At 63.3% G+C, this 25,603-nt stretch carries 26 protein-coding genes; 16 read left to right on the plus strand and 10 right to left on the minus strand.

What is annotated here, in order from left to right; translation table 11 throughout:
* Positions 1 to 38: 38 nt before the first annotated feature.
* Both AC0L2L_RS27365 and AC0L2L_RS27370 read right to left on the minus strand, forming a co-directional pair.
* A complete protein-coding gene (locus tag AC0L2L_RS27365; RefSeq protein WP_473582869.1) occupies positions 39 to 1,319 on the minus strand; it encodes a GNAT family N-acetyltransferase in 1,281 nt (426 codons plus the stop codon).
* Complete coding sequence (locus tag AC0L2L_RS27370; protein ID WP_473582871.1) at positions 1,319 to 2,722, minus strand: lipopolysaccharide biosynthesis protein; 1,404 nt, start codon at positions 2,720 to 2,722, stop codon at positions 1,319 to 1,321. Before AC0L2L_RS27370 ends, AC0L2L_RS27365 begins: the two co-directional genes overlap by 1 nt.
* 292 nt (positions 2,723 to 3,014) lie before the next feature.
* Here AC0L2L_RS27370 and AC0L2L_RS27375 point away from each other — a divergent pair, with 292 nt between their 5' ends.
* From AC0L2L_RS27375 to AC0L2L_RS27385, 3 genes are read left to right on the plus strand one after another with little or no spacing between them, the layout of a single operon-like run.
* On the plus strand, positions 3,015 to 4,307 hold the full coding sequence (locus AC0L2L_RS27375; RefSeq protein WP_473582873.1) for an N-6 DNA methylase: 1,293 nt from the start codon (positions 3,015 to 3,017) through the stop codon (positions 4,305 to 4,307).
* On the plus strand, positions 4,249 to 6,228 hold the full coding sequence (locus tag AC0L2L_RS27380; protein WP_473582875.1) for a type ISP restriction/modification enzyme: 1,980 nt from the start codon (positions 4,249 to 4,251) through the stop codon (positions 6,226 to 6,228). Before AC0L2L_RS27375 ends, AC0L2L_RS27380 begins: the two co-directional genes overlap by 59 nt.
* A gap of 54 nt (positions 6,229 to 6,282) precedes the next feature.
* The gene (locus AC0L2L_RS27385; RefSeq protein ID WP_473582877.1) at positions 6,283 to 6,570 is read left to right on the plus strand and encodes a hypothetical protein; all 288 of its coding nucleotides are present in this window, start codon (positions 6,283 to 6,285) and stop codon (positions 6,568 to 6,570) included.
* A gap of 77 nt (positions 6,571 to 6,647) precedes the next feature.
* Here AC0L2L_RS27385 and AC0L2L_RS27390 read toward each other — a convergent pair whose 3' ends face one another.
* The 3 genes from AC0L2L_RS27390 to AC0L2L_RS27400 form a co-directional block, all read right to left on the minus strand.
* Positions 6,648 to 7,100, minus strand: coding sequence for a hypothetical protein (locus AC0L2L_RS27390; protein WP_473582966.1), 453 nt, complete (start codon positions 7,098 to 7,100; stop codon positions 6,648 to 6,650).
* A 169-nt stretch (positions 7,101 to 7,269) separates the two neighbouring features.
* The gene (locus AC0L2L_RS27395; protein ID WP_473582879.1) at positions 7,270 to 7,566 is read right to left on the minus strand and encodes a hypothetical protein; all 297 of its coding nucleotides are present in this window, start codon (positions 7,564 to 7,566) and stop codon (positions 7,270 to 7,272) included.
* Complete coding sequence (locus tag AC0L2L_RS27400; protein ID WP_027167398.1) at positions 7,544 to 7,816, minus strand: DUF4242 domain-containing protein; 273 nt, start codon at positions 7,814 to 7,816, stop codon at positions 7,544 to 7,546. Before AC0L2L_RS27400 ends, AC0L2L_RS27395 begins: the two co-directional genes overlap by 23 nt.
* Positions 7,817 to 8,129: 313 nt before the next feature.
* On the opposite strand from AC0L2L_RS27400, the gene AC0L2L_RS27405 reads away from it, so the two are divergent.
* A complete protein-coding gene (locus AC0L2L_RS27405) occupies positions 8,130 to 10,745 on the plus strand; it encodes a helix-turn-helix transcriptional regulator (RefSeq protein ID WP_473582881.1) in 2,616 nt (871 codons plus the stop codon).
* Between the two features lie 118 nt (positions 10,746 to 10,863).
* Here the strand turns inward: AC0L2L_RS27405 and secA are convergent, their stop codons facing one another.
* Positions 10,864 to 13,596 (minus strand): preprotein translocase subunit SecA, encoded by a 2,733-nt coding sequence (gene secA / locus AC0L2L_RS27410; protein ID WP_473582883.1) that lies wholly within the window; start codon positions 13,594 to 13,596, stop codon positions 10,864 to 10,866.
* A 264-nt stretch (positions 13,597 to 13,860) separates the two neighbouring features.
* On the opposite strand from secA, the gene AC0L2L_RS27415 reads away from it, so the two are divergent.
* Positions 13,861 to 14,787 carry a peptidylprolyl isomerase gene (locus AC0L2L_RS27415; RefSeq protein WP_473582885.1) on the plus strand — a complete coding sequence of 309 codons (927 nt, stop codon included), beginning with the start codon at positions 13,861 to 13,863 and terminating at the stop codon, positions 14,785 to 14,787.
* Between the two features lie 62 nt (positions 14,788 to 14,849).
* Here AC0L2L_RS27415 and AC0L2L_RS27420 read toward each other — a convergent pair whose 3' ends face one another.
* The gene (locus AC0L2L_RS27420; protein WP_473582887.1) at positions 14,850 to 15,443 is read right to left on the minus strand and encodes a TetR/AcrR family transcriptional regulator; all 594 of its coding nucleotides are present in this window, start codon (positions 15,441 to 15,443) and stop codon (positions 14,850 to 14,852) included.
* 187 nt (positions 15,444 to 15,630) lie between these two features.
* Between AC0L2L_RS27420 and argJ the strand changes: the two genes are divergently transcribed.
* From argJ to AC0L2L_RS27445, 5 genes are all read left to right on the plus strand, one after another.
* Positions 15,631 to 16,872 (plus strand): bifunctional glutamate N-acetyltransferase/amino-acid acetyltransferase ArgJ, encoded by a 1,242-nt coding sequence (gene argJ / locus AC0L2L_RS27425; RefSeq protein ID WP_473582889.1) that lies wholly within the window; start codon positions 15,631 to 15,633, stop codon positions 16,870 to 16,872.
* A complete protein-coding gene (locus AC0L2L_RS27430) occupies positions 16,872 to 17,651 on the plus strand; it encodes a GNAT family N-acetyltransferase (RefSeq protein ID WP_473582891.1) in 780 nt (259 codons plus the stop codon). The genes argJ and AC0L2L_RS27430 overlap by 1 nt, the downstream gene beginning before the upstream one ends.
* Entirely contained in the window at positions 17,648 to 18,070 is a 423-nt protein-coding gene (locus tag AC0L2L_RS27435) for a (deoxy)nucleoside triphosphate pyrophosphohydrolase (protein WP_473582893.1), read from the plus strand. The genes AC0L2L_RS27430 and AC0L2L_RS27435 overlap by 4 nt, the downstream gene beginning before the upstream one ends.
* A gap of 169 nt (positions 18,071 to 18,239) precedes the next feature.
* Positions 18,240 to 18,560: a hypothetical protein gene (locus tag AC0L2L_RS27440; RefSeq protein ID WP_473582895.1), complete on the plus strand. Its 321-nt coding sequence runs from the start codon at positions 18,240 to 18,242 to the stop codon at positions 18,558 to 18,560.
* A gap of 105 nt (positions 18,561 to 18,665) precedes the next feature.
* Positions 18,666 to 18,851: a Flp family type IVb pilin gene (locus tag AC0L2L_RS27445; RefSeq protein ID WP_473582897.1), complete on the plus strand. Its 186-nt coding sequence runs from the start codon at positions 18,666 to 18,668 to the stop codon at positions 18,849 to 18,851.
* Positions 18,852 to 18,883: 32 nt separating this feature from the next.
* Here AC0L2L_RS27445 and AC0L2L_RS27450 read toward each other — a convergent pair whose 3' ends face one another.
* Entirely contained in the window at positions 18,884 to 19,753 is an 870-nt protein-coding gene (locus AC0L2L_RS27450; RefSeq protein ID WP_473582899.1) for a methyltransferase domain-containing protein, read from the minus strand.
* Between the two features lie 64 nt (positions 19,754 to 19,817).
* Here AC0L2L_RS27450 and AC0L2L_RS27455 point away from each other — a divergent pair, with 64 nt between their 5' ends.
* From AC0L2L_RS27455 to AC0L2L_RS27470, 4 genes are all read left to right on the plus strand, one after another.
* Positions 19,818 to 20,618, plus strand: a complete 801-nt coding sequence (locus AC0L2L_RS27455) for a ComF family protein (protein WP_473582968.1) — start codon at positions 19,818 to 19,820, stop codon at positions 20,616 to 20,618.
* A gap of 70 nt (positions 20,619 to 20,688) precedes the next feature.
* Positions 20,689 to 20,952, plus strand: coding sequence for a glutaredoxin 3 (gene grxC / locus AC0L2L_RS27460; protein WP_473582901.1), 264 nt, complete (start codon positions 20,689 to 20,691; stop codon positions 20,950 to 20,952).
* Positions 20,953 to 20,954: 2 nt separating this feature from the next.
* The gene (locus tag AC0L2L_RS27465; protein ID WP_473582903.1) at positions 20,955 to 21,821 is read left to right on the plus strand and encodes a carbon-nitrogen hydrolase family protein; all 867 of its coding nucleotides are present in this window, start codon (positions 20,955 to 20,957) and stop codon (positions 21,819 to 21,821) included.
* Positions 21,818 to 22,243 carry a DUF1178 family protein gene (locus AC0L2L_RS27470; RefSeq protein ID WP_473582905.1) on the plus strand — a complete coding sequence of 142 codons (426 nt, stop codon included), beginning with the start codon at positions 21,818 to 21,820 and terminating at the stop codon, positions 22,241 to 22,243. Before AC0L2L_RS27465 ends, AC0L2L_RS27470 begins: the two co-directional genes overlap by 4 nt.
* 7 nt (positions 22,244 to 22,250) lie before the next feature.
* Here AC0L2L_RS27470 and AC0L2L_RS27475 read toward each other — a convergent pair whose 3' ends face one another.
* Positions 22,251 to 22,736, minus strand: a complete 486-nt coding sequence (locus AC0L2L_RS27475) for a MarR family winged helix-turn-helix transcriptional regulator (protein WP_473582907.1) — start codon at positions 22,734 to 22,736, stop codon at positions 22,251 to 22,253.
* A 109-nt stretch (positions 22,737 to 22,845) separates the two neighbouring features.
* On the opposite strand from AC0L2L_RS27475, the gene AC0L2L_RS27480 reads away from it, so the two are divergent.
* The gene (locus AC0L2L_RS27480; protein WP_473582909.1) at positions 22,846 to 23,778 is read left to right on the plus strand and encodes a DMT family transporter; all 933 of its coding nucleotides are present in this window, start codon (positions 22,846 to 22,848) and stop codon (positions 23,776 to 23,778) included.
* Here the strand turns inward: AC0L2L_RS27480 and AC0L2L_RS27485 are convergent.
* Entirely contained in the window at positions 23,775 to 24,356 is a 582-nt protein-coding gene (locus AC0L2L_RS27485; protein WP_473582911.1) for a winged helix DNA-binding protein, read from the minus strand. The genes AC0L2L_RS27480 and AC0L2L_RS27485 overlap by 4 nt on opposite strands.
* Positions 24,357 to 24,466: 110 nt before the next feature.
* Between AC0L2L_RS27485 and AC0L2L_RS27490 the strand changes: the two genes are divergently transcribed.
* Complete coding sequence (locus tag AC0L2L_RS27490; protein ID WP_473582914.1) at positions 24,467 to 25,591, plus strand: LLM class flavin-dependent oxidoreductase; 1,125 nt, start codon at positions 24,467 to 24,469, stop codon at positions 25,589 to 25,591.
* Positions 25,592 to 25,603 lie beyond the last annotated feature (12 nt).

The following is a 25,603-nucleotide window of genomic DNA, read 5'->3' on the forward strand; positions in this document are numbered from 1 at the left end:
CGGCCGCCGCAAGCCATAGCTTGTGTCCCGCGGTTGATCTAGCGCCTTTTCAAGAGGCTTCGCATGCGGTTGCGCAGGATGCGCGCCATGTTGCGGGTCTCGCGGTAGAGGTGCAGCTGCGAGGCCGCCTGCCGGGCCAGCCGGTCGGCGTCCGGCGTCAGCCCGATCACCAGCGTGCCCATCGGCTTGCGCTCGCTCCACAGGCGGCTCATCACCGGATGGTCGGGAACCGAGCAGGAATCGGTCATGACGATGTTGGGATCGTCGAGATGCTGCCTGGTCACCTCGATCATCAAAAGCGTGCCCGGCGAATAGGCGGCCAGCGCTTCGTCATAGGCCGTCTTCCAAGTGTAGGCGACGCCGGCCTCGACGAAGACGACCAGGCAGGCGATGGCGCGGCCGTCGAGCGTCAGCAAATGGATGCGGCACATGTCGTGCTCGGCCAGCCTGTGCACGGCCTCGCGGGCGAAGGCGGCGCGGTAGCGGTCGATCGCCATCGCGGTGCGTTCGCGGCCTTTCCAGCCGGCCGCCTCCAGCGTCAGGAAGTTCTCGATGGCGTGGCGGATCTCGTCCGGCCCGCGCGCCACAATGTGCTCGAGCTTGCCGAGATCGGCGAGACGCCGCTTCAGCCGGCGGAATTCGCGGTAATGGTGGGCGCGCAGCGAGGCCTTGAGATAGTCCTCGCCGTCGGCATCGCTCTCAAGCACCGGACGCTCGACGTTGCCGGTGGTCACCATGGTCAGACTGCGGCTGTCGGCAAAGGAGGTGAGCAGGCTCGCCACCGGGCCGTCGAGCTTGATGTCGGGCAGCACGAAGACCCTGGGCAGCTTGAGATGCGGCCTCGACAGCATCGAGAAGAAATCCTCGATGACGGTGATCGGATCGTCGCGGTCGACCAGCGGGGTGCCGAGCGGGCCGAACGGGCTCGACCATGTGCGCATCACCGGGACGCCGAGCGGGATCGCCGGCCGCTCGACCGAGAACGGCACCAGAAGCCGCAACCGGTTGCGGTACTCGTCGCCGTCGCGGATGACGGCCAGCCGCACTTCCCGATCTTCCAGCCGTGGCATCGCCGGCGCCAGGAAGCGCGGGTTGAAGAAGACGTTGGGCTCGATCGTGCGGGCGCTGAGATAGTCGAGTTCCTCGACAAGGTCGAAGCCGGCCGAAGCCGGATAGATGGCGAGCTTGCGTTCCGGCCTGTTGCTGGCGAAGAGCTCGATATGGGCGGGGTCGACTTCGCGCGCCAGGCCGGCAAGGTTGGAGACCATGGCGCCGGCCGGGCCGCCGCTGGTCTCTTCGAGCAACGGGACGGCGGCCATCAGGCGACTTCCTTGTTTGCGGGCACGAAGATCGCCATCACGATGCCGAGTTTGCGCCAGACGGTGAAGGAGAGCGCGCTGGCCTCGAAGACCATGGCGAGGCTGGTGGCGATTGCCGCGCCCCAGAGGCCGAAGAGCGGGATCAACAGCACGTTGAGGCTGATATTCAGGGCAAGCGTCATGGCATAGACGGCGGCGCAGATGTTCTGGTTGCCGCTCATGGTGAGCAGGCTTTCGCAGGGGCCGACGGCGGCGCGCGCCACCACGCCCAGCACCAGCAGGAACAGCAGCGGATAGCCGGCGGTGAATTCGGGGCCGAACAGCACCAGCATCGGCTCGCCCAACGCCAGCACCAGCAGCGCCATCAGCAGCGAAGGCCAGAAGGTCCAGGAGACGGTCTCGCGGGCGAAGGCGGCAAGCCTGTGCGGCTCGCCATGGGTGAACTGCGCGTAGCGCTGGGCAACGCCGGCCTTGACCGCGAAATAGACGAAATGCACCAGCGCCAGCGTCTTCACCGTGGCGAAATAGACGGCGACATCATTGGGTTTGAGATAGGCGCCGACCATCAGCACGTCGGCATTGGTGAGCAGGAAGAAGAAGCCCTCGACAAGGAAGATCGGCAGCGAGACGAGGATCCACTGGCCGAAATGCACGGCCATCGGCCCGGCCGTGATCTTTTTCTCCATGCGCGAGGTGACGGCCATCAACTGGCCGAGCGTCGTGACATAGGTGGCGGCGATCGAGGCGAAGATCGCGGTCTTGGCGTCGGGCACGTAGTGCATGGCCAGCATCAGCGCCATGAACGCCAGGATCAGCACCGGCCGCACCAGATAGGTGGGCGACAGCGCCAGCAGCGCCCAGGAATTGGCGCGCGCCAGCCCTTGCATGAGATCGCCGAGCGCGATCATCGGCAGGCAGATGACGCCGAGGATGAAGGGGACGACGTAGTAGCTCTCGATCCAGCCCGAGCATAGCCAGACGCCAAGCGCGCCGAGGCCGGCGATCAGGGTCGAGGCTATGAGCACGAACAGGCGGCTGGCGAGCACGATGCCGCGCAGCTCGGCCAGCATGCCGCGCTCGCGGTATTCGGGAATGAAACGGATGACCGAGGTGTGGAAGCCGAGGCAGGCGATATTGCCGACGATGACCATCGTCACCCAGACCAGCACCGAGATGCCGTATTCGAACGAGCCCATCCAGCGCGCCATCAGCACCTGGCTGACAAAGGCGATGAAGGCGCTGACGATGCGGATCGAGAAGGCGATCAGCGACATGCGCCCGGCTTCGCCGCGCTCGTCGGCGGTGGAGAGGACGGCATCGATACGGCCAAGCAACGGCCGCATGCGCAGCGCCCAGCGCTGCGGCAGGAACCGCCCGGCAGTCGTTGCCGCGGAAAAGCGCACCCCGAATAGTCTCCGTTTTCCGCCTGTTTCCAAGGTTTCGATGTATGCGAAACACATTAAGAAACGGTTGGGTGGAGAGCTTCGGGTGCGCGGGCACCCACGCCTCACCCCTTGGCCGTTACAAAGCCAACTAGGTCCCTATGTCGGGGGCGAGTGGTGTGGATAGGCGGGTCGTGTATTTTCTGTTGTTGAACGAATGCAATGACTTGACGGGCATAGTGGCCAAGAAATGTGTTCACAGCGCTTGCTTAGGGTGCCAGTTGTGGGTTCATTGCTGGAATCGGGGGAGCGCATGGACATTCGTTTCGATACTTATCTGAAGGCCCTGGCAGTCAACTATCGCGACGGCGGAACGGAACACACCGGGCGAACAGCGCTTGAAAACCTCCTCAATGCCTTTGCCGTCGACGCGATGGCGCCCGGCATCCAAGTTCAGCACGAGCCGAAACGGGATGCAGACAAGGGCGCACCTGATTTCAAAGTGAAACGGCAAGGGATGATCCTCGGATATGTCGAGGTCAAGGAGATTGGTGCGAACCTCGACAGGGTTTTGAAGTCCGACCAAATTGCGAAGTATCGCAAGCTTTCCGATAACATCGTCGTTACCGACTACCTCCAATTCATCCGCATCGACGCCGACGGAAAGATACTTGATCGCCGGTCGCTGGCCTTTCCAAACGACATCGAAGGCCGCACGATCAGCGTCAACCCAGATAAGGCCGAAGCGGTTTCAAAGCTGCTGGCCGCGTTCTTCTCTTCTCCGCCGCAAGGTCTGCAAAGGGCACAGCAACTAGCGGTCGCGCTGGCGACGCGATCAAAGCTTCTCCGCGACTATCTGACGGAAGAACTGGTTCGACAGACGAAGGTGCACAGAGAAGGCAGGTTGCATGCGCTCTACGCTGTTTTTCGCGAGCAAGTCTTTCATGAGCTGACGGTTACAGAGTTCGCCGACGCGTTCGCCCAGATGCTGGCCTATGGCCTCTTTCTAGCAAAGCTGAACGCTAGCGACGACGAGATTATCGACCTCGACAACGTACGCCGGTTCATTCCCGGCTCTTTCCGGCTAATACGCGAACTGGTTCGATTCCTGGAAGAGATGCAGGAGGCTGAATATGACGAGGCAAAATGGGTCGTCGACGAGATTTTGTCGATCGTCAACGGTCTCGCCATAGCCAGTATTCGCGAGGACCTATCGTTCCGCCAGCGCAAGGCAATCAGTCGCAAGGTCCGCGCTGGCGACGAAGAAGAGCATCGGCTCTTCGAGCGCGACCCTTTCATCTATTTCTATGAGGACTTTCTGAAGGCGTATGACAAAGAGACCCGCAAGAGCCGCGGCGTCTACTACACACCGCCGCCAGTGGTGAACTTCATCGTGCGGGCAGTGGACGACATTCTGAAAGGCACGTTTAAGATCGACGCCGGGCTGGCCGACCACAGAAAAGTGATCGTGCTGGATTTTGCCGCTGGAACAGGGACCTTCCTACTCGAAGTGATGCAACGCATCTTCGACAATATAGGTGGGCCGAATGCTGGCAAGGCGGACGCTGTGGCGCGAGCATATGCTCAAAAATCTCTACGGCTTTGAATACCTGATCGCGCCCTACACGATCGCCCATCTGAAGCTTTCGCAATATCTCAAGGATAAGGGCCATCCGCTCGCAGAGAACGAGCGGCTTCAGGTCTTCCTCACCAACACGCTGGAACCGGTGGAGCCCCAGAAAAGTGCGTTTCTGCCCGAACTGTCAAACGAAGTGCAGCAGGCTCAGACGGTCAAGGAAAAGCCGATCTTGGTAATTCTCGGCAACCCGCCCTATGCAGGCCATTCCAAGAATAAGGGGAAGTGGATAACGGCGGCTATCGACGGCTATAAATATACATTTGGTCGCGTGCAGACCGAAACGGATGCGGAGGGAAATCCGGTTTTCAGCGACGTGAAAAGGCCTCTGGGTGAGAAGAATCCGAAATGGCTGAATGACGACTATGTCAAATTTATTCGTTTTGCGCAGTTGAAGATGGACGAGGTGGAAGAGGGGGTCGTCGGCATCATCACAAACCACTCATGGCTGGACAATCCGACATTTCGGGGCATGCGCCAAAGCCTCACGCGCAGCTTCGATCAAATCTATCTTGTTGACCTGCACGGCAGCACAAAACCAAAGGAGATGACGCCACAAGGCGAAGAGAACGAAAACGTGTTCGACATTCAGAAAGGCGTCGCTATCGCTCTCTTCGTAAAGAAGAAGGATGCGAAGCGCGGTATCTGGCACTCAGATGTGTGGGGAAGTAGGCTCGCAAAGTATCAGCAATGCGCGGCCTTGGAGATCGAAACGGTAAGCTGGGCAGAGCCAAAACCTGTTGCACCTTACTTCATGTTGTCGCCACTCGATTGGACAGGATGGGACCAATACGGGCAATGGTGGCAGATCGCCGACAGCCTCAATCCGGCTTCTGAAAAGAAGCAGATTTTCACGGTAAATGTCTTAGGATTTCAGACGCATAGAGACCATTTTGCCGTCGCGTTCGAGCGTGACGAAATGATGCGGCGCGTTCGTGATATGAGAGACGAGAGCCTTCCAGATCAGTCCCTGCAGGATCGATATTCGATCAAAGACAATCGAGATTGGCACCTGGCAGACGGGCGAAAATCAATCAGGAATATTGAAAGCCCGGAGCGTGGCATTATCGATTGTGCATTCCGACCATTCGACAACCGACCATGTTTTTTTGGCACAGAGTTCATGGACTATCCGCGTCGAGAACTGCTCGACCACGTGGCTGGTCGGCAAAACTTGCAGCTGCTTGTATCTCGCCAAATAGGGACAGGAACTTGGAGACATGGTTTTGTTGCGGCCCATCCCGCAGAAAGCTGTCTGATATCCGACGGTTCAACAGAGCAGAATTATTGCTTCCCTATTTGGCTGTTCGATGCATCGGCCAAAGCGAGCGAAAACTTGTCTCGCGATTTCCGTGCCTACCTCGACGCGCTTTACGACCGCCACTACTCGCCCGAGGAAATCCTCGGCTACATTTATGCGGTACTGCACGCCCCGACATACCGAGACTCCTATGCCGAGTTCCTGCGTATCGACTTCCCGCGTATTCCTTTTGCCGAACAGACCGGAGATTTCGAGGCGCTGTCGCGGCTCGGATGGGCGCTGTTACAGGCGCATCTGCTGCGTGATCTGCCGCGGACCAAGCTCGCCGACTATCACGGCAAGGGGAGCAATGAGGTTGACCATATATACTGGTCGGCGGAAGACCAAAGCATCTCGATCAATGCGACGCAGAGCTTCGCGCCCGTACCGAAAACGGTCTGGAATTTCCACGTCGGTGGATATCAGGTGATCGAGAAATATTTGAAATCTCGCAAGGGCCGTGCGCTGTCTCTTGATGAAATCAACCAAGTCGGACGGATCGCAGACGCGCTTGCATTCACGGTCGGACAGATGGAGAAAATTGACACGGCTTATGCACAGGCCTTTCCCCGACAGGGGATAACCTCGTGACGCCGCTCGCATCGACCGCAACGCTCTGCCATCATACCTTGATTCGAGGCGATAATGGCAAAACAGAACGAAAACCTTTTTGGCGATGCCGACCTCCAGGGTGACCTGTTCGGGGCCCAAAGCGTAGAGCGAACATGGCATCCCGATCCGGACAAGGTTCGGCGCCGGCTAGAACGCATCCTCGCCGAGGCACGCGCAGCGCGAACGATGCCGTGGGACTGGTCACAGCAAAGTCTTTACAAGACGATATTTCCGCAGATGGCCGGATTGCTGTCTGACGAGGAGGCGGCACAATACTGCTTTCAGTTTGAGCAGGAATGGGAGCGGCTCAAGGCAGCCTAGGAAGCCGGCGCCGCCCCTCATCCGGCCCTTCGGGCCACCTTCTCCCGTATAGCGACGGGGAGAAGGGAAAGGTGCTCCTACATCCCCTGCACGGCGTCGCAGGACACGTTTGGGTTCATGTCGGCGAAGGCGCCGGTCGGGTTCCGTTTCCAGGCCCAGACATGCAGCTCGTAGAACGGGCCGAGGCCGTAGCGGTTGGGCGCGGTGTTGAAGTTGAACAGATGGCCTTCGAGCGAGGCCGGGCCTTTCGCGGTGATATATTCGACGGCGATCAGCTTCAGCTTGCCGTTGGCCATCGGTTCGTACATCACCGCTTCCGGCTTGGCGACGTCGACGGCGTCGTCCTTCAGATAGGCGGCGTTGACGTAGTGGATGCCCATGGCGCCGCCGGTGAGGCCGCTGGCGCAAGGGATCGGCGCATAGCCTTCGGCCTTGGCAACCGCGATGTCCTCGAAGCGGCTGTTTACCGCCCGCACTTTTTCAGCGAGCGGATTGACGGTTTCGGCCGTGGCAGCGCCCGCTATCAGCATGACGATCGAGGCAGAAGCGCCGATGAAGCATCTGGTCAAGGTTTGAATACTCATTTGTCTCTCCAATTGGGTGGAGGCGCGCAAGCGGCGGGCCGGCCTGTCAAGGCCAACTCCGCACGCCGGCGACGCCTGTCGGTAAAGGGGTGGACGTTGATCCGTCTGTCGCGGATCAGTAGTGATGCCACCAATATTCCCAGTATTCGCGGGGCAATTCGCGTTCGCTCAGCCCGATGTCACGCATCAGATGGTCGTCCCGCGGGGGTAGCAGCCGACGCCGGTTCCGCAGTGGCGAAAACAGCGCCGACAGGGTCCGTCGCAGGAAGCCGCGCCGTGGCGCGGGAAAATCCGCCGTGGCGGATATTCCCGCGCTGTCCGGCAGGACATCAGGTCCGCCATCGACCGGAACGACATGGTCCTCATCGCTCTGCCGTCCGCCCGCCGGATCAGCGATAAAAGTAAGGGTCAAGGACCCGCACCTCCGTGATCTTGTCGACGGGAAGCGAGTTCTTCTGCGCCGTGCTGCGGATCGCCTCCGGCGAGGGCGCGTCGTAGATGCAGAAGCTCTTGCCCTTGTCGGGCGAGACGAAGGACTGCACCCAGGTGACGCCTTTCTCGGCATTGCGAGCGATGACGCCGCCCACCGCGGTGGCGCCGGCATCGTTCATGGGTACGTTCAGGCCTTCCGGGAAGGTGCGTTCAACGAGATAACGTGGCACGGTCGTCTTTCCTTTCGTGATTGGATGAAAGCGCGTCGCGCCGAAATGGATTCAAGCGCCGCGCCTTAAGTCCCTGTTTGATGCATGTCATTCGCCCAAAACCACTGCGCAGTTTTGAGCGACATGCACCAGGCTCGTTTCGAGCGAGGCAATCCCACCACGTCCGGAAACGCCGTGCATCGGAGCCATTCCCCATTTTGGCCGGGGCGATTCCCTATCTTTGGGACGTTTTATGTGGAAGATGACACTTCAATGTGTGGAAAGTCACATTGCTGTGCCGTTTCCCAGTTTATCGCGGCGGCGACCCGCCAAGATGGAAATTCCGATACGCGAGAGTGTGACGATGCTTCTGGAACGGCAGCCGCAGCTGCAGCAGATGGACGCCTTATTGGCGGAGGCAACAGGGGGACGCGGCCGCGTCGTGGCGCTGTCGGGCGAGGCCGGCGCCGGCAAGACGGCGCTGGTCGAGGCGTTCGCGAGCCGGCTGGATGAGGGTCCGGCCGTGCTTCGCAGCGCCTGCGAGGACCTGTCCATTCCTGATCCGCTGGGGCCGCTCTACGATCTGGCCCGCGACGCGCAGTGGGAAATGCCGCGGGCGCTCGACGGCCGCCAGGTGCAGCGGCTGCCACTGTTTTCCGAGGCGCTCGACGTCTTCGAGGCGAAAGGCCCTTGCCTGCTCGTCATCGAAGACCTGCATTGGGCCGATGACGCGACGCTCGATTTCGTGCGCTTCCTCGGCCGGCGTATCGCGAACACCCACATCCTGCTTCTGATCACGGCGCGAACCGACCGCAGCGAAGGACAGATGCGCGTGCGCCGGGCGCTCGGCGAGATCCCCGCCGGCAATATCCAGCGCATCGAAGTGCCGCTGCTCAGCGAAAGCGCGGTGCTCTCGCTTGCCAAGGCTGCCGAGCGCGATGGCGACGCAATCTACCGGGCGAGCGCCGGCAACGCGTTCTTCGTCACCGAGCTGCTCGCCGCGGAATGCGATGGCGCATTGCCGGCGAGCGTGCGTGACGCCGTGCTGGCGCGCGCCGAAAAATTGTCGCCGGGCGCCCGCTCGATGCTCGACGCGGTCTCGGTGTTTCCGCGCCGCGCGGACGCATGGGCGCTCAGCGGGCTTTGCGGAATTGCCGCCGCCGGCCAACTCGCCGAATGCGTCTCCAACGGCCTGCTCGAGGATTTCGGCGACGGCTACGCCTTCCGGCATGAGATCGCGCGCACCACCATCGAGATGGCGCTGACGCCGAGCCGCCGGCGCGAATACAATCAACGCGCGCTTGCAGCGCTGCAGGAAAATCCCCACGTCGCCACCGCGAGGCTGGTGCACCACGCCGTCGAAGCGCAGAATTTTGAAGCGGTGCGCGAGCTGGCGCCGCTCGCGGCGCGCGAGGCCTCCCGCATCGGCGCGCATCGCGATGCGGCCGGCCACTACGAGGTTGCCTTGCGATATGGAGGCGCCCTCCCGATTGCGGAGCGGGCGGAGCTTTATGAAGGACATGCGTTCGAGTGCCACCTGATCGGCCGCATCGAAGCGGCGATGGAGGCGCAGGAACAGGCGCGCCAGTTGCGCCAGACGCTGGGCGACCGGGTCAAGGAGGGTGACAGTCTCAGATCGCTGTCGCGCTTTGCTTATCTGCTCGGCAATCGCAAGACCGCGGACCGGTTCGCCGGACAGGCCGTGGAGCTTCTGGAAACGGCGCCCGACAGCGCCGAACTCGCCATGGCCTATTCCAATCTGTCGCAGCTCGCGATGCTGGCCGAGCGGCTTGAGGACACGCTGATGTTCGGCGGAAAGGCCGTCGAGCTGGCGGAGCGGCTCAACCGGCCCGACATCCTTTGTCACGCCCTCAACAATGTCGGGGCGGCCGGGCAATGGCTGGACTTCGCCAAGGGGCGGCGCGATCTCGCCCGCAGCCTTGGAATTGCCCTTACGGGCAACTTCCAGGAGCATGCGGCGCGCGCCTTCACGAACTGCGCCTGTGTCGAGATGAACAGGTTCAACCTCAAGGAGGCGGCGGCGTTCCTGGATCGCGGCATCGGCTATTGCGTCGAGAACGATCTCGCTACCTGGCGCGACTACATGCGTGGCGTGCAGGCGCAGCTTCTGCTCAGGCTCGGCCTTTGGGACGACGCCGCGGCAATGGCGCATGAGGTTGTCGACGACGAGGCAACGACGCCGTTGGTGCGCTATCCGTCGCTCATCGCGCTGGCGCGGTTGCGCATCCGCCGGGGAGATCCTTCGGCCGAGCCGGTTCTCGATGAGATGAAGCTGTTCCTGGACAAGGGCCTGGAGCTGCAACGCCTCGTGCCCTTCGCCGAGGTTATGGCCGAGCTGGCGTGGCTGGGCGAGGGCGACCCGGATGAAGCGCTGCGCCTGATCGCCCTTGCCGAAAGCCTGTCGCCGACGCGGGCGGTGTTTGGTGAGCTGGCGACCTGGCGGCAGCTTTTGTCGCCTGAAAGCGATCCCGGCGAGACCGACGGTATGACCGAGCCGCATCGCCTGCAATTGGCAGGCGACTGGCGCGCCGCCGCCGCGTTCTGGGCAAAGATGGACGCGCCGTTCGAACGGGCGCTTGCCTTGCTGCAAGGCGATGAACCGGCGCAGCGCGAGGCGCTCGACATTTTCGAGGCGCTCGGCGCAACGCCGGTGGCGCAGCATGTGCGCGGCATGATGCGGGAAAGCGGTGTGATCCACATTGCGAGGGGGCCGAGGCAGGCGACGCGCGCCAACCAGGCGGGCCTCACACAGCGCCAGATGGAGGTCCTGCAGCTTATCGAGCGAGGCTTCTCAAACAAGAAGATCGCCGCGCATATGGCCATCTCGCCGAAGACGGTCGATCACCATGTTTCGGCGGTGCTGGGGAAGCTGGAGGCCGTCTCGCGCGGCGAGGCCGCGGCCGCGGCGCGTGCGTCGGGGCTGGTGTGAGTCTTGGTAAGTGGGGGAAGCCTGAAACAAGTCCGGCGTTCTGATCGCCAGCGCCGGCGCCGCCCCTCATCCGCCCTTCGGGCACCTTCTCCCCGCAAGCGGGGAGAAGGAAAAAGGGTCAGGCGAAGGTGCCGTGGCAGTGCTTGTACTTCTTGCCGGAGCCGCAGGGGCAGAGCTCGTTGCGGCCGACCTTGCCCCAGGTCGAGGGGTTCTTCGGGTCGCGGTTTTCGGGCGCGACAATGGCATTTGATTCCTGACGCACGAGAAGCGCGGTCTCGCCGCCCTGGAAATCGTCCTCGCCGGTGGATCCGTCGATATGGCTGCCGAACATCTCCGGGGTTTCGGGCGGCGGCGCGTCCGCTGCCTGGCGCACCAGCTCGACGCGCATCAGCTGCGCGGTGACGGCCTGGCGCAGATTGCCGAGCATTGCCTGGAACAGCTCGAAGGCCTCGCTCTTATACTCCTGCAGCGGGTCGCGCTGGGCATAGCCACGGAAGCCGACGACCGAACGCAAATGGTCGAGATTGACGATGTGCTCGCGCCACAGATGGTCGAGCGTCTGCAGCACGACCGAACGTTCGACGTAGTTCATCACGTCGGGGCCGAAGCGATCGGCGCGCTCCTTGGCGGCGGCATCGGCCGCGGCCGTGATGCGCTCGCGGATGTCGTCCTCGGCGATGCCCTCTTCCTTGACCCAGTCCTCGATCGGCAGGTCGAGGTTGAGGTACTGCGCCACTTCCTCCTTGAGGCCGGCGACGTTCCACTGCTCGGCATAGGCGTTTTCGGGGATGTTCTTGGCGACGACCTCCTCGATGACGCCTTCGCGCATCTCGGCGATCGTCTCCGACAGGCCTTCGCCGTCCATGAGCTCGATGCGCTGCTCGAACACCACCTTGCGCTGGTCGTTCGAGACATCGTCATATTTCAACAGGTTCTTGCGGATGTCGAAGTTGCGGGCCTCGACCTTCTTCTGCGCCTTCTCCAGCGCCTTGTTGATCCAGGGGTGGATGATCGCCTCGTCTTCCTTGAGGCCGAGCTTCTGCAGCATGCCGTCCATGCGCTCCGAGCCGAAGATGCGCATCAGATCGTCCTGCAGCGACAGGAAGAATTTCGAGCGGCCCGGGTCGCCCTGGCGGCCGGAGCGACCTCTGAGCTGGTTGTCGATACGGCGCGATTCATGGCGCTCGGTGGCCAGGACATAGAGGCCGCCGGCGGCCAGCGCCTTTTCCTTCAGGCGCTCGACGTCGGCAATGATTTCCTTTTCCCGTGCCTCGCGCTCGGGCCCTGCGGGCATGTCGCCCAGTTCATCGGCGATGCGCATCTCGGCATTGCCGCCGAGCTTGATGTCGGTGCCGCGGCCAGCCATGTTGGTGGCGATGGTGATGGCGCCAGGCTTGCCGGCCTGGGCGACGATGGCCGCTTCGCGCTCGTGGTGGCGGGCGTTCAGAACTTCGAAGTCCTTGAAGCCGTCCTTGCGCAGGCGCTCGGCCAACTGCTCGGATTTCTCGATCGAGGTCGTGCCGACCAGCGTCGGCTGGCCCTTGGCGCTGGCCTCGCGGATCTCCTTGACGATGGCCTTGTACTTCTCTTCGACCGTCCGGTAGACCTCGTCGTCCTCATCCTTGCGGATGACCGGCAGGTTGGTCGGGATCTCGGTGACCTCGAGGCCGTAGATGTTGCCGAATTCCTCGGCCTCGGTCAGCGCCGTGCCGGTCATGCCGGCGAGCTTCTTGTAGAGACGGAAATAGTTCTGGAAGGTGACGGAGGCCAGCGTCTGGTTCTCCGGCTGGATCTGCACATGCTCCTTGGCTTCGAGCGCCTGGTGCAGGCCTTCCGAATAGCGGCGGCCGGGCATCATGCGGCCGGTGAACTCGTCGATGATGACGATTTCGCCGTTGCGCACGATGTAGTCCCTGTCCTTCTGGAACAGGAGATGCGCCTTGAGCGCATTGTTGACGTGGTGGACGATGGCGACGTTCTCGACGTCGTAGAGCGACTCGCCCTTGAGCAAGCCGGCCGCGGTCAGCAAGTTTTCGAGCTTCTCGGTGCCTTCCTCGGTGAAGATCGTGGTCTTCTGCTTCTCATCGACCTCGTAGTCGGCCGGGCCGAGCTTCAGCATGAAGGCGTCGATGGTGTTGTACATCTCCGAGCGGTCCTCGAGCGGACCGGAAATGATCAGCGGCGTGCGGGCCTCGTCGACCAGGATGGAATCGACCTCGTCGACGATCGCGTAATTGTGGCCGCGCTGCACCATCTGGGCGCGCTCGTACTTCATGTTGTCGCGCAGATAGTCGAAGCCGAGCTCGTTGTTGGTGGCGTAGGTGACGTCGCAGGCGTAGGCCTCGCGGCGTTCCTCGTCGGAGAGGCCGTGGACGATAACGCCGACCGAGAGGCCGAGGAATTTGTAGACGCGGCCCATCCATTCGGAGTCGCGGGTGGCGAGATAGTCGTTGACGGTGACAACGTGGACGCCCTGGCTGGCGAGCGCATTGAGATAAACCGGGAGAGTGGCGACCAGCGTCTTGCCCTCGCCGGTGCGCATCTCGGCGATGCCGCCATTGTGCAGCACCATGCCGCCGATCAACTGGACGTCAAAGGGCCGCATGCCAAGCACGCGGCGGGCCGCTTCGCGCACCGTGGCGAAGGCAGGGACCAGGAGGTCTTCGAGCGAAGCGCCGTTGGCGAGATCCTGGCGGAATTTTTCCGTGCGGCCCCTGAGATCGGCGTCGGAAAGCGCCTGCATCTCGTTTTCCATGGCGTTGATGGCTTCGACCCTGGGCCGGGTCGACTTGACGCGGCGGTCGTTGGAGGAACCGAAAACCTTACGGGCGAGACCGCCGAGACTGACCATCCAATGGTCCTTTCGATAGCAATTTTAGTCGTTTGCGACGGACACCGGGCGGGCCCATCAAATCCGCGTGAATGCGGGCAAACGCAAAAAGCGCCCGGAAAACGGTTCTGGACGCCAAGTCGTTGGACAGATAAGAGGGGGCTCAATCGATGTCAACGCCGCGTTAGCCCTATGGGCAGCGCCAAATTCCGCCATAATCCGACTGATCTGGAACCCTTTCGCTCACGCGAACCTTATTGGCAATCCCCATTGGAGTTTATCTTGATGTCCCTGTCGTTCCGCCGCGCCTCGCTCGCCAGCCTCGGTCTGGCCTTCGGGTTCTCGGCTCTTTGCCTGTCGCCGCTGATGGCGCAGGAGACCAAGCCCGCCCAGCCGGACGCCACGGCGCCTGCAACTGCTCCCGCCGCGCCGGTTGATCCCAATGCCGTGGTTGCCACCGTCAATGGCGAGAAGCTGACCGAGGCCGACCTGCAACTCGCCGAAGGCGAACTTTCGCAGCAGTTCGCGCAAATGCCGCCGGAACAGCGTCGTGCCGCGGCTCTTTCGGCGGCGATCGAAATCCGCGTCATGGCCAAGAAGGCGGTCGATGCGGGCCTCGACAAGGATCCGGATTTCCAGCGCCGCATGGCTTTCCTGCAGTCGCGCGCGCTGCATGGCGAGGTCGTCGAGAAGGAAGTCGTCGACAAGGTGACGGACGCCGACGTGCGCGCCCGCTACGACCAGGAAATCGCCAACACGCCGCCGGTCAATGAAATCCACGCCCGTCACATCCTCGTGAAGACGAAGGAAGAGGCCGAGGCGATCATCAAGCAGCTCGACGGCGGCGCCGACTTCCAGAAGCTCGCCAACGAGCACACCAGCGATCCGAGCGGCAAGACCAATGGCGGCGACCTCGGCTGGTTCGGCCCGGGACAGATGGTGCCGGAATTCGACAAGGCAGCCTTTGCGCTCGACGTCGGCAAATATTCGAAGGAGCCGGTGCAGTCGCAGTTCGGCTGGCACGTCATCAAGCTCGAGGACAAGCGCGCCAAGCAGCCGCCGGCATTCGACGACGTCAAGGACCAGGCCAAGCAGGCGGTGATCCGCGACAAGTATTTCGCCATGGTCAAGGATCTGCGCGCCGCCGCCAAGGTCGAGATCCCGGACGAGAAGCTCAAGAAGGACATCGACGCGCTGGAAGCCGGCAAGTAATCCGCTACCGGCAGGGTAATCCGGCAAAGGGCGTCTTCGGGCGCCCTTTCGCTTTTGAAGGGTCAGGCGGTCATTATTCCTCGCGTGATGTACCTTACGGCGGCGTGGATCGCCGCCTCGTCCTCGTCGAGCCGTTTGGTCAGCAGATGCCGCCAGGCGAAGGAAGCGATCAGGTCGGCGACGATCCCGGCATCGACATCGGCCGCTACCTCGCCTCGCGCCTTGGCGCGCTCGATCATCCGGCCGGTATGGGTGCGGCGGCCTTTTGAATACTCGGCAAGTGCAGCCGCGGCTGTCTCGTCCGACTGCGCCTCGGCGATCAGCGAGCGGAAGATGTTGCCGGACGGGGTGTCGCGCCAATGCGCGAACAGGTTCTCGAGGAAGCCGGCGAGATCATCCTCGATGTTTCCGGTGTCGGGCGTCTCGACGCGCTTCTGCCGCTGGTAGACCTCGATCAGCAGCGCCGCCTTGTTCGGCCACCAGCGATAGATGGTCGGCTTTCCCGCCCGCGCCCGCCGGGCGACGGCCTCGATCGAGAAGCCGGCATAGCCGGCCTCGCGCAGCACCGTCTCGGCGGCCTCGATGATGGCGTCGGCGCTCTCGGGATTGCGCCTGGCGCCGATCGATTTACGCCCGCGCGCTGCGGCCTCGCCCATCAGGGTCTTCCTTAGCCGGTGAATCTGTCGTCGATCATATTGGCTTCGCGACTGAAACAAAACGATCCGTTTTGGGTTGCCAGGTGGTCGGTCCGGCCGGTGAGGCGCGGCCAGAACGCCCTTGCGCCGGGGCGCGCTATCGGGCAAACCGGCCTTCCTTTCGCTTCATTGCCGCTCCGGGGTCACGATGTCCGCTACGATTTCGCCGCTCGCACCGAAGAAATACCCGAAGATGCCGGTCATCGAGGGTGTCCGCATCGCGACCGCCGAAGCCGGTATCAAATACCGGAATCGTACCGATCTGCTCGCCATGGTCTTCGATCCGGGCACGGCCGTTGCCGGCGTGTTCACCAGATCGAAATGCCCCTCGGCGCCGGTCGACTTTTGCCGCCAGAACCTGCCTGCGGGCAAGGCGCGCGTCCTGGTGGTCAACTCCGGCAATGCCAACGCCTTCACCGGCAAGAAGGGCAAGGCTTCGACCGCGCTGACCGGCGAGGCGGCGGCCAAGGCCGCCGGGTGCTCCGAGAGCGAGGTGTTCCTGGCCTCGACCGGCGTCATCGGCGAACCGCTCGACGCCACCAAATTCAGCCATCTGCTCGCCGGGCTGGTCAAGGACGGCAAGCCGGACCTGTGGACCGAGGCGGCCAAGGCCATCATGACCACCGACACCTATCCGAAGGTCGCGTCGGCGACGGTCAAGCTCGGCGACACCGACGTCACAATCAACGGCGTCGCCAAGGGCGCAGGCATGATCGCGCCCGACATGGCGACGATGCTCTCCTTCATCGCGACCGACGCGCCGATCGCGGCACCCGTGCTGCAGGACCTGTTGTCGCGCGGCACGGCCAAGACCTTCAATGCCGTGACCGTCGACAGCGATACCTCGACCAGCGACACGCTGCTTTTCTTCGCCACCGGCAAGGCCGCTGCGCGCGGCGCGCCGGCGATCAGCGATGCCAAGGATGTGCGGCTCGGCGCATTCCGCCGGGCGCTCGGCAAGGTGCTGAAGTCACTGGCGCTGCAGGTGGTGCGCGACGGCGAGGGCGCGCGCAAGCAGGTCGAGGTCACCGTGACCGGCGCCAAATCGGCGCGCTCGGCCAAGCGCGTTGCGCTCTCGATCGCCAATTCGCCGCTGGTCAAGACGGCAGTGGCGGGCGAGGACGCCAATTGGGGCCGCGTTGTCATGGCGGTAGGCAAAGCCGGCGAGCCGGCCGACCGCGACCGGTTGTCGATCTGGTTCGGCGACAATCGGCTCGCGCATGAGGGCGAGCGCGATCCTGGATATTCGGAGGAAGCGACCTCGGCCTACATGAAGCGCGACGATATCAGCATCCGCGCGGATCTTGGCATCGGCCGCGGCAAGGCGACGGTGTGGACCTGCGACCTCACCAAGGAATATGTCGCCATCAATGGCGATTACCGGAGCTGATGGTGCCGGTGTCCAGGCATCCGACGAGTGTGCTTGCGGTCGTGCGCCGCTACGAGGCGGCCGGCTTCCGCGCCTGGCCGGCGGCGGCCGTCCATTATGACGGGACCTGGGTGGTGCGGCTCACGGCCGGGCACCCCGCCAAGCGCCTGAACTCGGTCAATCCGCTCGATCCTGGCGACACGCACGCCATCGAAGAACGCATCGGTCGCGCCGCAAGGCGCTTCGATGCCTATGGCCGGCCGCTGACCTTTCGCATGTCGCCGCTGTCGGGGCAGGTGCTGTCGACGCATCTCGACAAGAACGGCTGGAACAGGTTCGACGAATCCCTGGTCATGCGGCTGCCGTTGAAAGAGGTCGAGCTCGGCGCGGCCATGGACCAGATTCCGCTCAAGGACATCAGCCGCTTCATCGGCGCTTCGCTCAGGACGGGCGGCTCGGATGCCGCGCTTCGGCCCGGCCTGTCCGAGGTCATCGGCGCCATCCAGCCGGAAGCGGGGCTGTTCGCGCTCGAGGACGGCAACGAGCCATTGGCGACGCTGATCTGCGTTCATGACGGCGATCTTGCCGGGCTGTTCGAGGTCGCCACCGAAAAATCGGCGCGCAAGAAAGGCCATGGCCGCAATCTCATCCTGTCGGCGCTGAAATGGGCCCGGTTGCGCGGCGCGCGCGAGGCCTGGCTGCAGGTCGAGGCCAGCAACGTGCCGGCGCTCTCGCTCTACCGGTCGCTCGGCTTCGAGGAAGTCTATCGCTACCATTATCGACGGCCGCCGGGCGCATGAGCGAGGTCAGGCCAGCCGGAAAGCGCCTGCTGCTGGTCGCCGCCTGCGCGCTGGTCGATACCGACCGGCGCGTGCTTCTGGCGCAGCGCCCGCAGGGAAAGCAGCTGGCCGGCCTTTGGGAGTTTCCAGGCGGCAAGGTCGAGCCCGGCGAGACGCCGGAGGAGTGCCTGGTCCGCGAGCTACATGAGGAACTCGGCATAGAGACGGAGATTCCGTGCCTGGCGCCGCTCACCTTCGCCAGCCACTCCTATGACGATTTCCATCTCTTGATGCCGCTTTATGTCTGCCGGCGGTTCCGTGGCATCGCGCAGCCGAGGGAAGGGCAAGGGCTCAAATGGGTCAGGCCGCGGCAGATGCGCGACTATCCGATGCCGCCGGCCGACGCGCCGCTGATCCAGTTCCTCATCGACCTTTTGTAATTTCGCGGCCTGCGTTTGCGACAGTTCACCGTTTCCCGGGGACGGCGATGTTTCACACTTTTTCCTGGAGCTGCTTTAGCCAGCGTTAATGGAAGATTTATCTCGACATGAAAAATTGCGCGAAGCCGTTTCGCGCGGCGATATCGTCGATTCGACTGGGAAACACGGCATGAGCCTTGAAAGAGACTGGGACTCGATCCGGCCCGACCGAGGCTTTCGCGCGGTGGACGCGGGCATGGGCATCCTGCGGGTCACGCTTCTCTTCGGTTCGGCCGCGGTGGCGCTGGCGCTGATCGCAACGCCTTTCCTGGACAACCAGACCCGGTCGCAGAGCGCCCGCGACGGCTTCGCCGGCGGGCTCGACATGACAGCGACCGGATCGATCGGCCATCGCACCAATACATATACGGTGCGCCGCAGCGTGCTGCAGCCGTTTCCCAGTTCAATCTGCGTCATCCGCAATAACGGCAGCCGCAGCGGCGAGTGCTGACGTGGTTAACGATTTTCTGGGATAGCGGCGTTTCACTCGCCGTTAAGCCTTTCCCGTTAACCTTTCTTAACGGGTAGGACATTAGAATTCCTGCATGAGGGATCGATGACCATGAAAAACCTGCTGCAGCAATTCATTGAAGATGAAACGGGCGCTACGGCTATTGAATATGGCCTGATCCTTACCGTGCTGTCGCTTGTAATCATTGGCGGCGTCGGCAAGGCCGCGGATGCGCTCCAGTGGCTGTTCAGCGACAACAACAGCAGGCTGGTCAACGCCTTCGCCCGCTGACGACGCCGGTCAGGTATTCAAGGGCGCAGCCGTCAACTCTTCGGCGGGTTCTCCAGGATCGCCTTCAGCGAGACCTTGGCCGATCCGGGCTTGAGCGGCTTCTGCTGCGAGGCGTCGGGCGCCCAGCCGGACATCCACACGATCGAAAAGCTTGCGCGGATACGGCCGTCCGGGTCCGAGAACCGTTCTGCGTAGATTTCGGCGGCGCGGGCAAACAAGCGTCTGCTTCCTGGCCGCCTGCTGCGATCGATGAGCGCGCTGGTTTCACCCATGGCGCGCAGATCGGCGGCGAGATCGAACAGCGTATCGTAGCGCACCGTGACCGTTTCGACATCGGCGACGGGCAATGCCAGACCGGCGCGCTGCAGCAGCGCACCGGCGTCGCGCACGTCGGTGAAAGGAAGAATGCGCGGGCTTGCGCCTCCGTAAAGCTCCGTCTCTGCCGCAAGCATGCTTTCGCGCAATTCCGCTAATGTGCCGGCGCCGGCGAGAGCGCCGAGGAACAGCCCGTCCGGTTTCAGCACCCGGCGGATTTGCGCGAGCAGGCCCGGAATGTCGTTCATCGCGTGCAGCGAGAGAAGGGAGACGACGAGATCGAGGCTGCCTTCCTCGAATGGCACGGTCTCCGGCGGCGCCACCAGGCCGGGGCCGGCCAGAAGCGCTTCGTCGATCTCGACGCGCGCTATTTCGCCGGCTTTGCCGCTGCCGGCGAGCACATCGGCCGCCGCCGATGTCTGGCAAAACAGCGCGGCCGCCTTGCTGAAGCGGCGCTCCACCGCATCCAGCCGGTCGGCAAGATCTTCCGCCGCTCGCCGCATCAGGAAATCGGCGCCTTCGACGGGGCGGGCGAGAGCCCGGCGCTTGTGCGCGAGCCAGAGCTCAGTGTCGATCAAGGGCTGCAATGAAAAGCTTCCTGTTGTCCGCACGTGCCGGAGTGATGTTAAGGTGGCGCGGGGTTCCAATCACGTGGCCGATCCGGTGCGCAAGATCAAGACCAGCGCGGTTCAGGATATGACCCGGCAGGCACTGGCCTGGCCGGCGCGCCTGTTGTTTCCGCCGGTTTGCGCCGGCTGCCGTCGCCATGTGTCGCAGCCTGGCGTGTTGTGCGGCGCCTGCTGGCCGAAGCTGAGGCTGTTGGAAAAGCCCTGGTGCCCGGTGATGGGCACGCCCTTCTCCCATGACATGGGCGAGGGATTTCTTTCGGCGGAGGCGATCGCCGATCCGCCGCCCTTCGAGCGGGCGCGCGCCGCTGTCGTCTATTCGGGCGTCGCGCGTCAGATGGTGCAGGGGCTGAAATATCAGGACCGCACCGACCTCGCGCCCTGGATGGCCAACTGGATGATCCGCGCCGGGGCGGAATTGATCGCGGAGGCCGATCTGGTCGTGCCGGTGCCGTTGCACTGGCGGCGCTTCTTCCGGCGCCAGTTCAACCAGTCGGCGGAACTCGGGCGGGCCGTTTCAAAGCTCAGCGGGCTGCCATTCTCGCCAGCCGCGGTCCGGCGCGTGAAGCTGACGCGCCAGCAGGTCGGGCTCGAACGGCATGAGCGCGAGGAGAATGTGCGCGCCGCCTTTCGCGTGCCGCCGGACGCCGAAATCGAGATTTCGGGCCGCCGGGTGTTGGTCGTCGACGACGTCTACACCACCGGCGCCACGGTAAGAGCGGTCGCCAAGGCGCTCAAGAGGGGTGGCGCCGGAGCGGTCGACATCCTCACTTTCGCCCGCGTCCTGCCTGGGGACTTTCGGCCCGATGAGTCCGCGACTATATAGGTTTGAGTTGTTGTTTTGCTGCATGTCGTTTTCGTACCCATTGGACGGCATGCGTGAGGATTGCCGGCCAATGGCTGATGTGACGATCTATACCCGCATGATGTGCGGCTACTGCAGCGCTGCCAAGCGGCTGCTCGACCGCAAGGGCGTGGCCTATAAGGAGCACGACGCCTCGTTCTCGCCGGAACTGCGCCAGGAAATGATTTCCAAGGCGCATGGGCGAGCGACCTTTCCGCAGATTTTCATCGGCGACACGCATGTCGGCGGCTGCGACGACCTCCACGAGCTGGAGTCGCAGGGCCGGCTGGACACTCTGCTCGCCAACGGGAGATGATCATGGGTAGTTTCAAGGCCGCCGCCGTGCAGATGCGTTCGGGCACAAGCCCGGAGCGCAACGCCGCCGACATGGAGGTACTGGTCCGGCAGGCCGCTGGCCAGGGCGCCACCTATGTCCAGACGCCGGAAATGACCGGCGCGCTGATCCGCGACAAGCAGGCGGGGGCGGCCGCCTTTACCACCGAGGACAGGGACGTGGTCGCCGCGACCGCGCGCAGACTGGCGAAGGAGCTCGGCATTTATCTGCATGTCGGCTCGACCGCGATCCTGCGCGCCGACGGCAAGCTGGCCAACCGCGCGTTCCTGTTTTCGCCGGACGGCGCCCTGATCGCCGGCTATGACAAGATCCACATGTTCGATGTCGACCTCGACAATGGCGAGAGCTGGCGTGAATCCGCGTCCTACGAGCCGGGAACGGAAGCGATGGTGACCGACATCGACGGGACGAAGCTGGGCTTTGCCGTTTGCTACGACCTGCGCTTCCCGCAGCTGTTCCGCGCCGAGGCGATGGCCGGGGCCGAGGTGCTGACCGTTCCCGCCGCCTTCACGCGCCAGACCGGCGAGGCGCATTGGCATGTTCTGCTGCGTGCACGCGCCATCGAAAACGGCGCCTATGTGGTCGCCGCCGCGCAGGGCGGCCTGCATGAGGACGGGCGCGAGACCTATGGCCATTCGCTGATCATCGACCCATGGGGGCGGATCATCGCCGAGGCCGCCCATAACGAACCCGGGGTGATCGTCGCCGAGATCGATCCGGCGCAGTCCTCTGCCGCGCGCCGCAAGGTCCCCAATCTGAAGAACGCGCGGGATTTCTCCGTCAACGCCGTGACAAGCGAGGCGCCGCGCCTCAGGGGTGCTGCCTCTTGATCCGCTTTTCCCTGATCTGCGAACACGAGCACGAATTCGAGGCCTGGTTCCGCAGCAATGACGACTTCGATACCCAGAAGAAGCGCGGTTTCGTCGATTGCCCGAGCTGCGGCTCGCACAAGATAGAGAAGGCGCTGATGGCGCCGGCCGTCTCGACCTCACGCAAGCAGGAAAAGGTGGCGCTCGCCATGGGCGAGGCGCAAAAGCAGGCGCTGGCTCAGCTGAAGGCGCTGGCCGAGAAGGTGCGCGAGAACGCCGACTATGTCGGCGACAAGTTCGCCGAGGAAGCGCGCAAAATCCATTTCGGCGAGACCGATCCGCGTGGCATCTATGGCGAGGCGACGCGGGAAGAGGCGCAAAGCCTCATCGAGGACGGTGTCGAGTTCATGCCGATCCCGAGCTTTCCAGACGACCGGAACTAAGCTGAAGCTAACTCAGACTCACGATCAGCTTTTCCAACAATTTTGCCAGCGTCTCCCGATCCTCGCGCGTCAAGCCGGCGAGGATTTCATGCTCGTTGGCGACGTGGGCGCTGAGCGCCTCGTCGATGAGCTCGCGGCCTTTCACGGTGAGCTCGACGACAACGCCACGCCGGTCGCTTGGGTGTGGCGCGCGCCGGGTCAGACCTGCCTTCTCCAGGCGGTCGAGGCGGGCGGTCATGGCGCCCGACGTGACCATCGTCGCCTCATAGAGCTCGGTCGGCGTCAGCGCGTAGGGTGTGCCCGACCGGCGCAACGTGGCCAGAACATCGAATTCGCCGGATTGCAGCCCGAAGCGGGCGAAAACCGGCGCGAGGCGGTCACGCGCAATCAGCGACGAGGCCTCGTTCAGCCGCCCGATCACCCCCATCGGCGATACGTCGAGATCCGGCCGTTCTTTTTGCCACTGCCCGATGGCCCTTGTCGCGCGATCCATATGTCTCACCGAAAAGTATCTTGATATTAAGAATCTTTATGCTATCTTACCTGAAGATCAGGCGGTGGCCAAGATGGATGTGAAGGAGGTAGGCGTGGAGGACAGACCGATGAGATTTCTCTGGGATTCGGCGATTGGCCTTCTTGTAGTGACAGGCGGGCTGCTCGGCATGACGCTGCCGTTCGGCAAGCTCGCCACCGCCGCCGGCGTGCCGGCCATGGTCTGGGCGTTCGTCATTTCGCTGGGCGCCGGTGGTGTGCTGCTTCTGGCGCTTCTGCTGCGCGGCGAGCGCATGCGGCTGACGCCGCACAAGCTGCGCTATTTCTTCATCACCGCCGCGATTTCCTATGCCTTTCCCAATCTTTTGATGTTCTCGGCCATTCCGCATCTCGGCGCCGGCTACACCGGCATCATGTTCACGCTGTCGCCGGTCGTCACGCTGGTGTTCTCGATCCTGCTCGGCGTCAGGCGCCCCAATCTGCTCGGCGTCCTCGGCATTGCCGTCGGCTTCGTCGGCGCGGTGATGGTCGCGCTGACGCGCGGCGAGGCCGGGCAGCCGGCCGATTATTTCTGGGTGGCGATCGGGCTGCTCATTCCGGTCAGCCTGGCCGCCGGCAACATCTACCGCACCGTCGACTGGCCGGACGGCACCGGCCCGATAGAGCTTGCCGTCGGTAGCCATCTGGCGTCGGCCGCGCTGCTTCTCCTTGGCATCCTGGCGCTATTCGGCTGGCAAGCCTTCGTTCCGCTCGGCGGCGTGCCGCTGGTGGTCGCGGGCCAGGTTGCGTCGGCCTCGGCGATGTTCGCCTTCTTCTTCCGCCTGCAGGCGGTCGGCGGCCCGGTCTATCTCAGCCAGATCGGCTATGTGGCGGCGGCCGTCGGTCTGTTCGCCGGCACGATCTTCCTCGGCGAGCACTACCAGCTTCTGACCTGGCTGGGCGCCGCCATCATCACGGCCGGCGTCTTCATCACGACCAAGGCGCAAAGCCAGAACGGCGCGCCGGCGCCGGTTCGGATCGAGCCGGCGTCGTCCCGTAGCTAATCCTCCTTGCCGGCGGGTTCCGGTTGCGGGTGGCGGCGGCGATGGGTGGCGGCGGCACGCGCCGCCTGCTCGTAGATGCCCGTCATCAGCTCCAACGTGCGCGCGACGTCCTCGAGCTTTTCGGCCATCTCGGGAATGCGCTTCACCGCTTCGATGAGCAGGACCGAACGGATATCGGCGTAGCGTTCCGTCACCCGGTAGCCCAGCGGCGTCACCTCATAAGTCACGCCGGCCCTGCCGCTGCCGGTGCGCGTGATCAGCCCGCCCTTCAAGAGCTTGCGCAGGCTGTACTGGATGTTGGGAATGTCGTCGCGATTGGTCATCTGGGCGAGATCGCGGACGCTTTTCGGCCGGTCGTTCATCCTGATGATGTGGAGCAGCGCGTTTTCCGGACCGCTGGCGGAAAACTCGATCACGGTGGCGAGGCACTCTGCCTGCCAGTGGCCGAACGCTTCGTATGAGCGCATCAGGGCGTATTCGACCTCGGTGACATCGATTTCCAGCGGCGTGCGCGCCAGATGCCAGCCGCGATCCAGCAACTTGTCCTGTGTTTCCAAAGATTTGCGCCGCTCGTTCATCTGCCTCTCCCTCACCACAAGGATGCGCCGATCCGTGCGATTGCGTCTATATGAATTTATGATAGACTTTCTATCATAAATTATAGCGAAAAACGGAGGAGAACATCGTCATGAGCATGCTCGACAAGTCCGCGCCCGGCACGCAGCCTTTCCTTCTCGGCACCTTCGCGTCCAACTGCTCCGGCGGCATGACCGTCACCAAGGTCGCCGAACGCTGGGACAATTCCTGGGACAACAATCTGCGCCTTGCCCGTCTGCTCGACGATGCCGGCATCGACTTCATGCTGCCGATCGCCCGCTGGATCGGCTATGGCGGGGAGACCAACTTCCACGGCAATGTGCTGGAGACAATCACCTGGGCGGCGGGGCTGCTCGCGCTCACCCGCAACATCACCGTCTTCTCCACCACCCACACGGCGGCCAATCATCCGGTGGTCGTGGCCAAGCAACTGGCGACCATCGACCAGATCAGCCGCGGCCGCATCGGCCTCAACGTCGTCGCCGGCTGGAACAAGCCGGAATATGAGGCGCTTGGGCTCACGCTGCCCGACGACCACACCACGCGCTACGGTTATGCGCAGGAGTGGTTCGATATCGTGCGCGCCTTATGGAGCCGTACGGAAGCCTTCGACTGGGACGGCGCTTGGTTCAAGCTCAAGAACGTGCTCGGCGATCCGCGTCCGTCGTCACCGCTGCCGATCCTCAACGCGGCGGGTTCGGAAGAGGGGCGCAAATTTGCCGTCCGCAATGCCGATTTCCTATTCACGCCGGCCATCGACCTCTCGCGCTCAAAGGATGAGATCGTGGCGCTGAAGGAGCAGGCCAATGCGGCTGGCAGAAAAGTCGATGTGCTGACCTTCGCCCATGTCGTCTGCCGGCCGACGGAAAGGGAAGCCAGGGACTATCTCGAACATTTCGGCCGCGCCAACGCCGATTGGGCGGCCGTCGACAATCTGGTGCGGCTGCAATTCGCCCACGCGCAATCCTTCCCGCACGACCTTCTGGCGCTCATCCGCGACCGCATGGCGGCGGGCCATGGCGGCTTCCCGCTCACTGGCACGCCCGAGCAGGTGGCCGACGGCATCACTGCGCTGCACGAAGCCGGCTTCCGCGGCTCGACCTTGTCCTTCGTCGATTATGTCGAGGAATTCCCCTATTTCCGCGACACGGTCCTGCCTATTCTCGAAGAAAGAGGCGTTCGCATCGCGCCGGCCGCCATGCAGTCGGCAGCTTAGGAAAAAGGAGGT

Source organism: Mesorhizobium sp. WSM4832, from assembly GCF_055811115.1.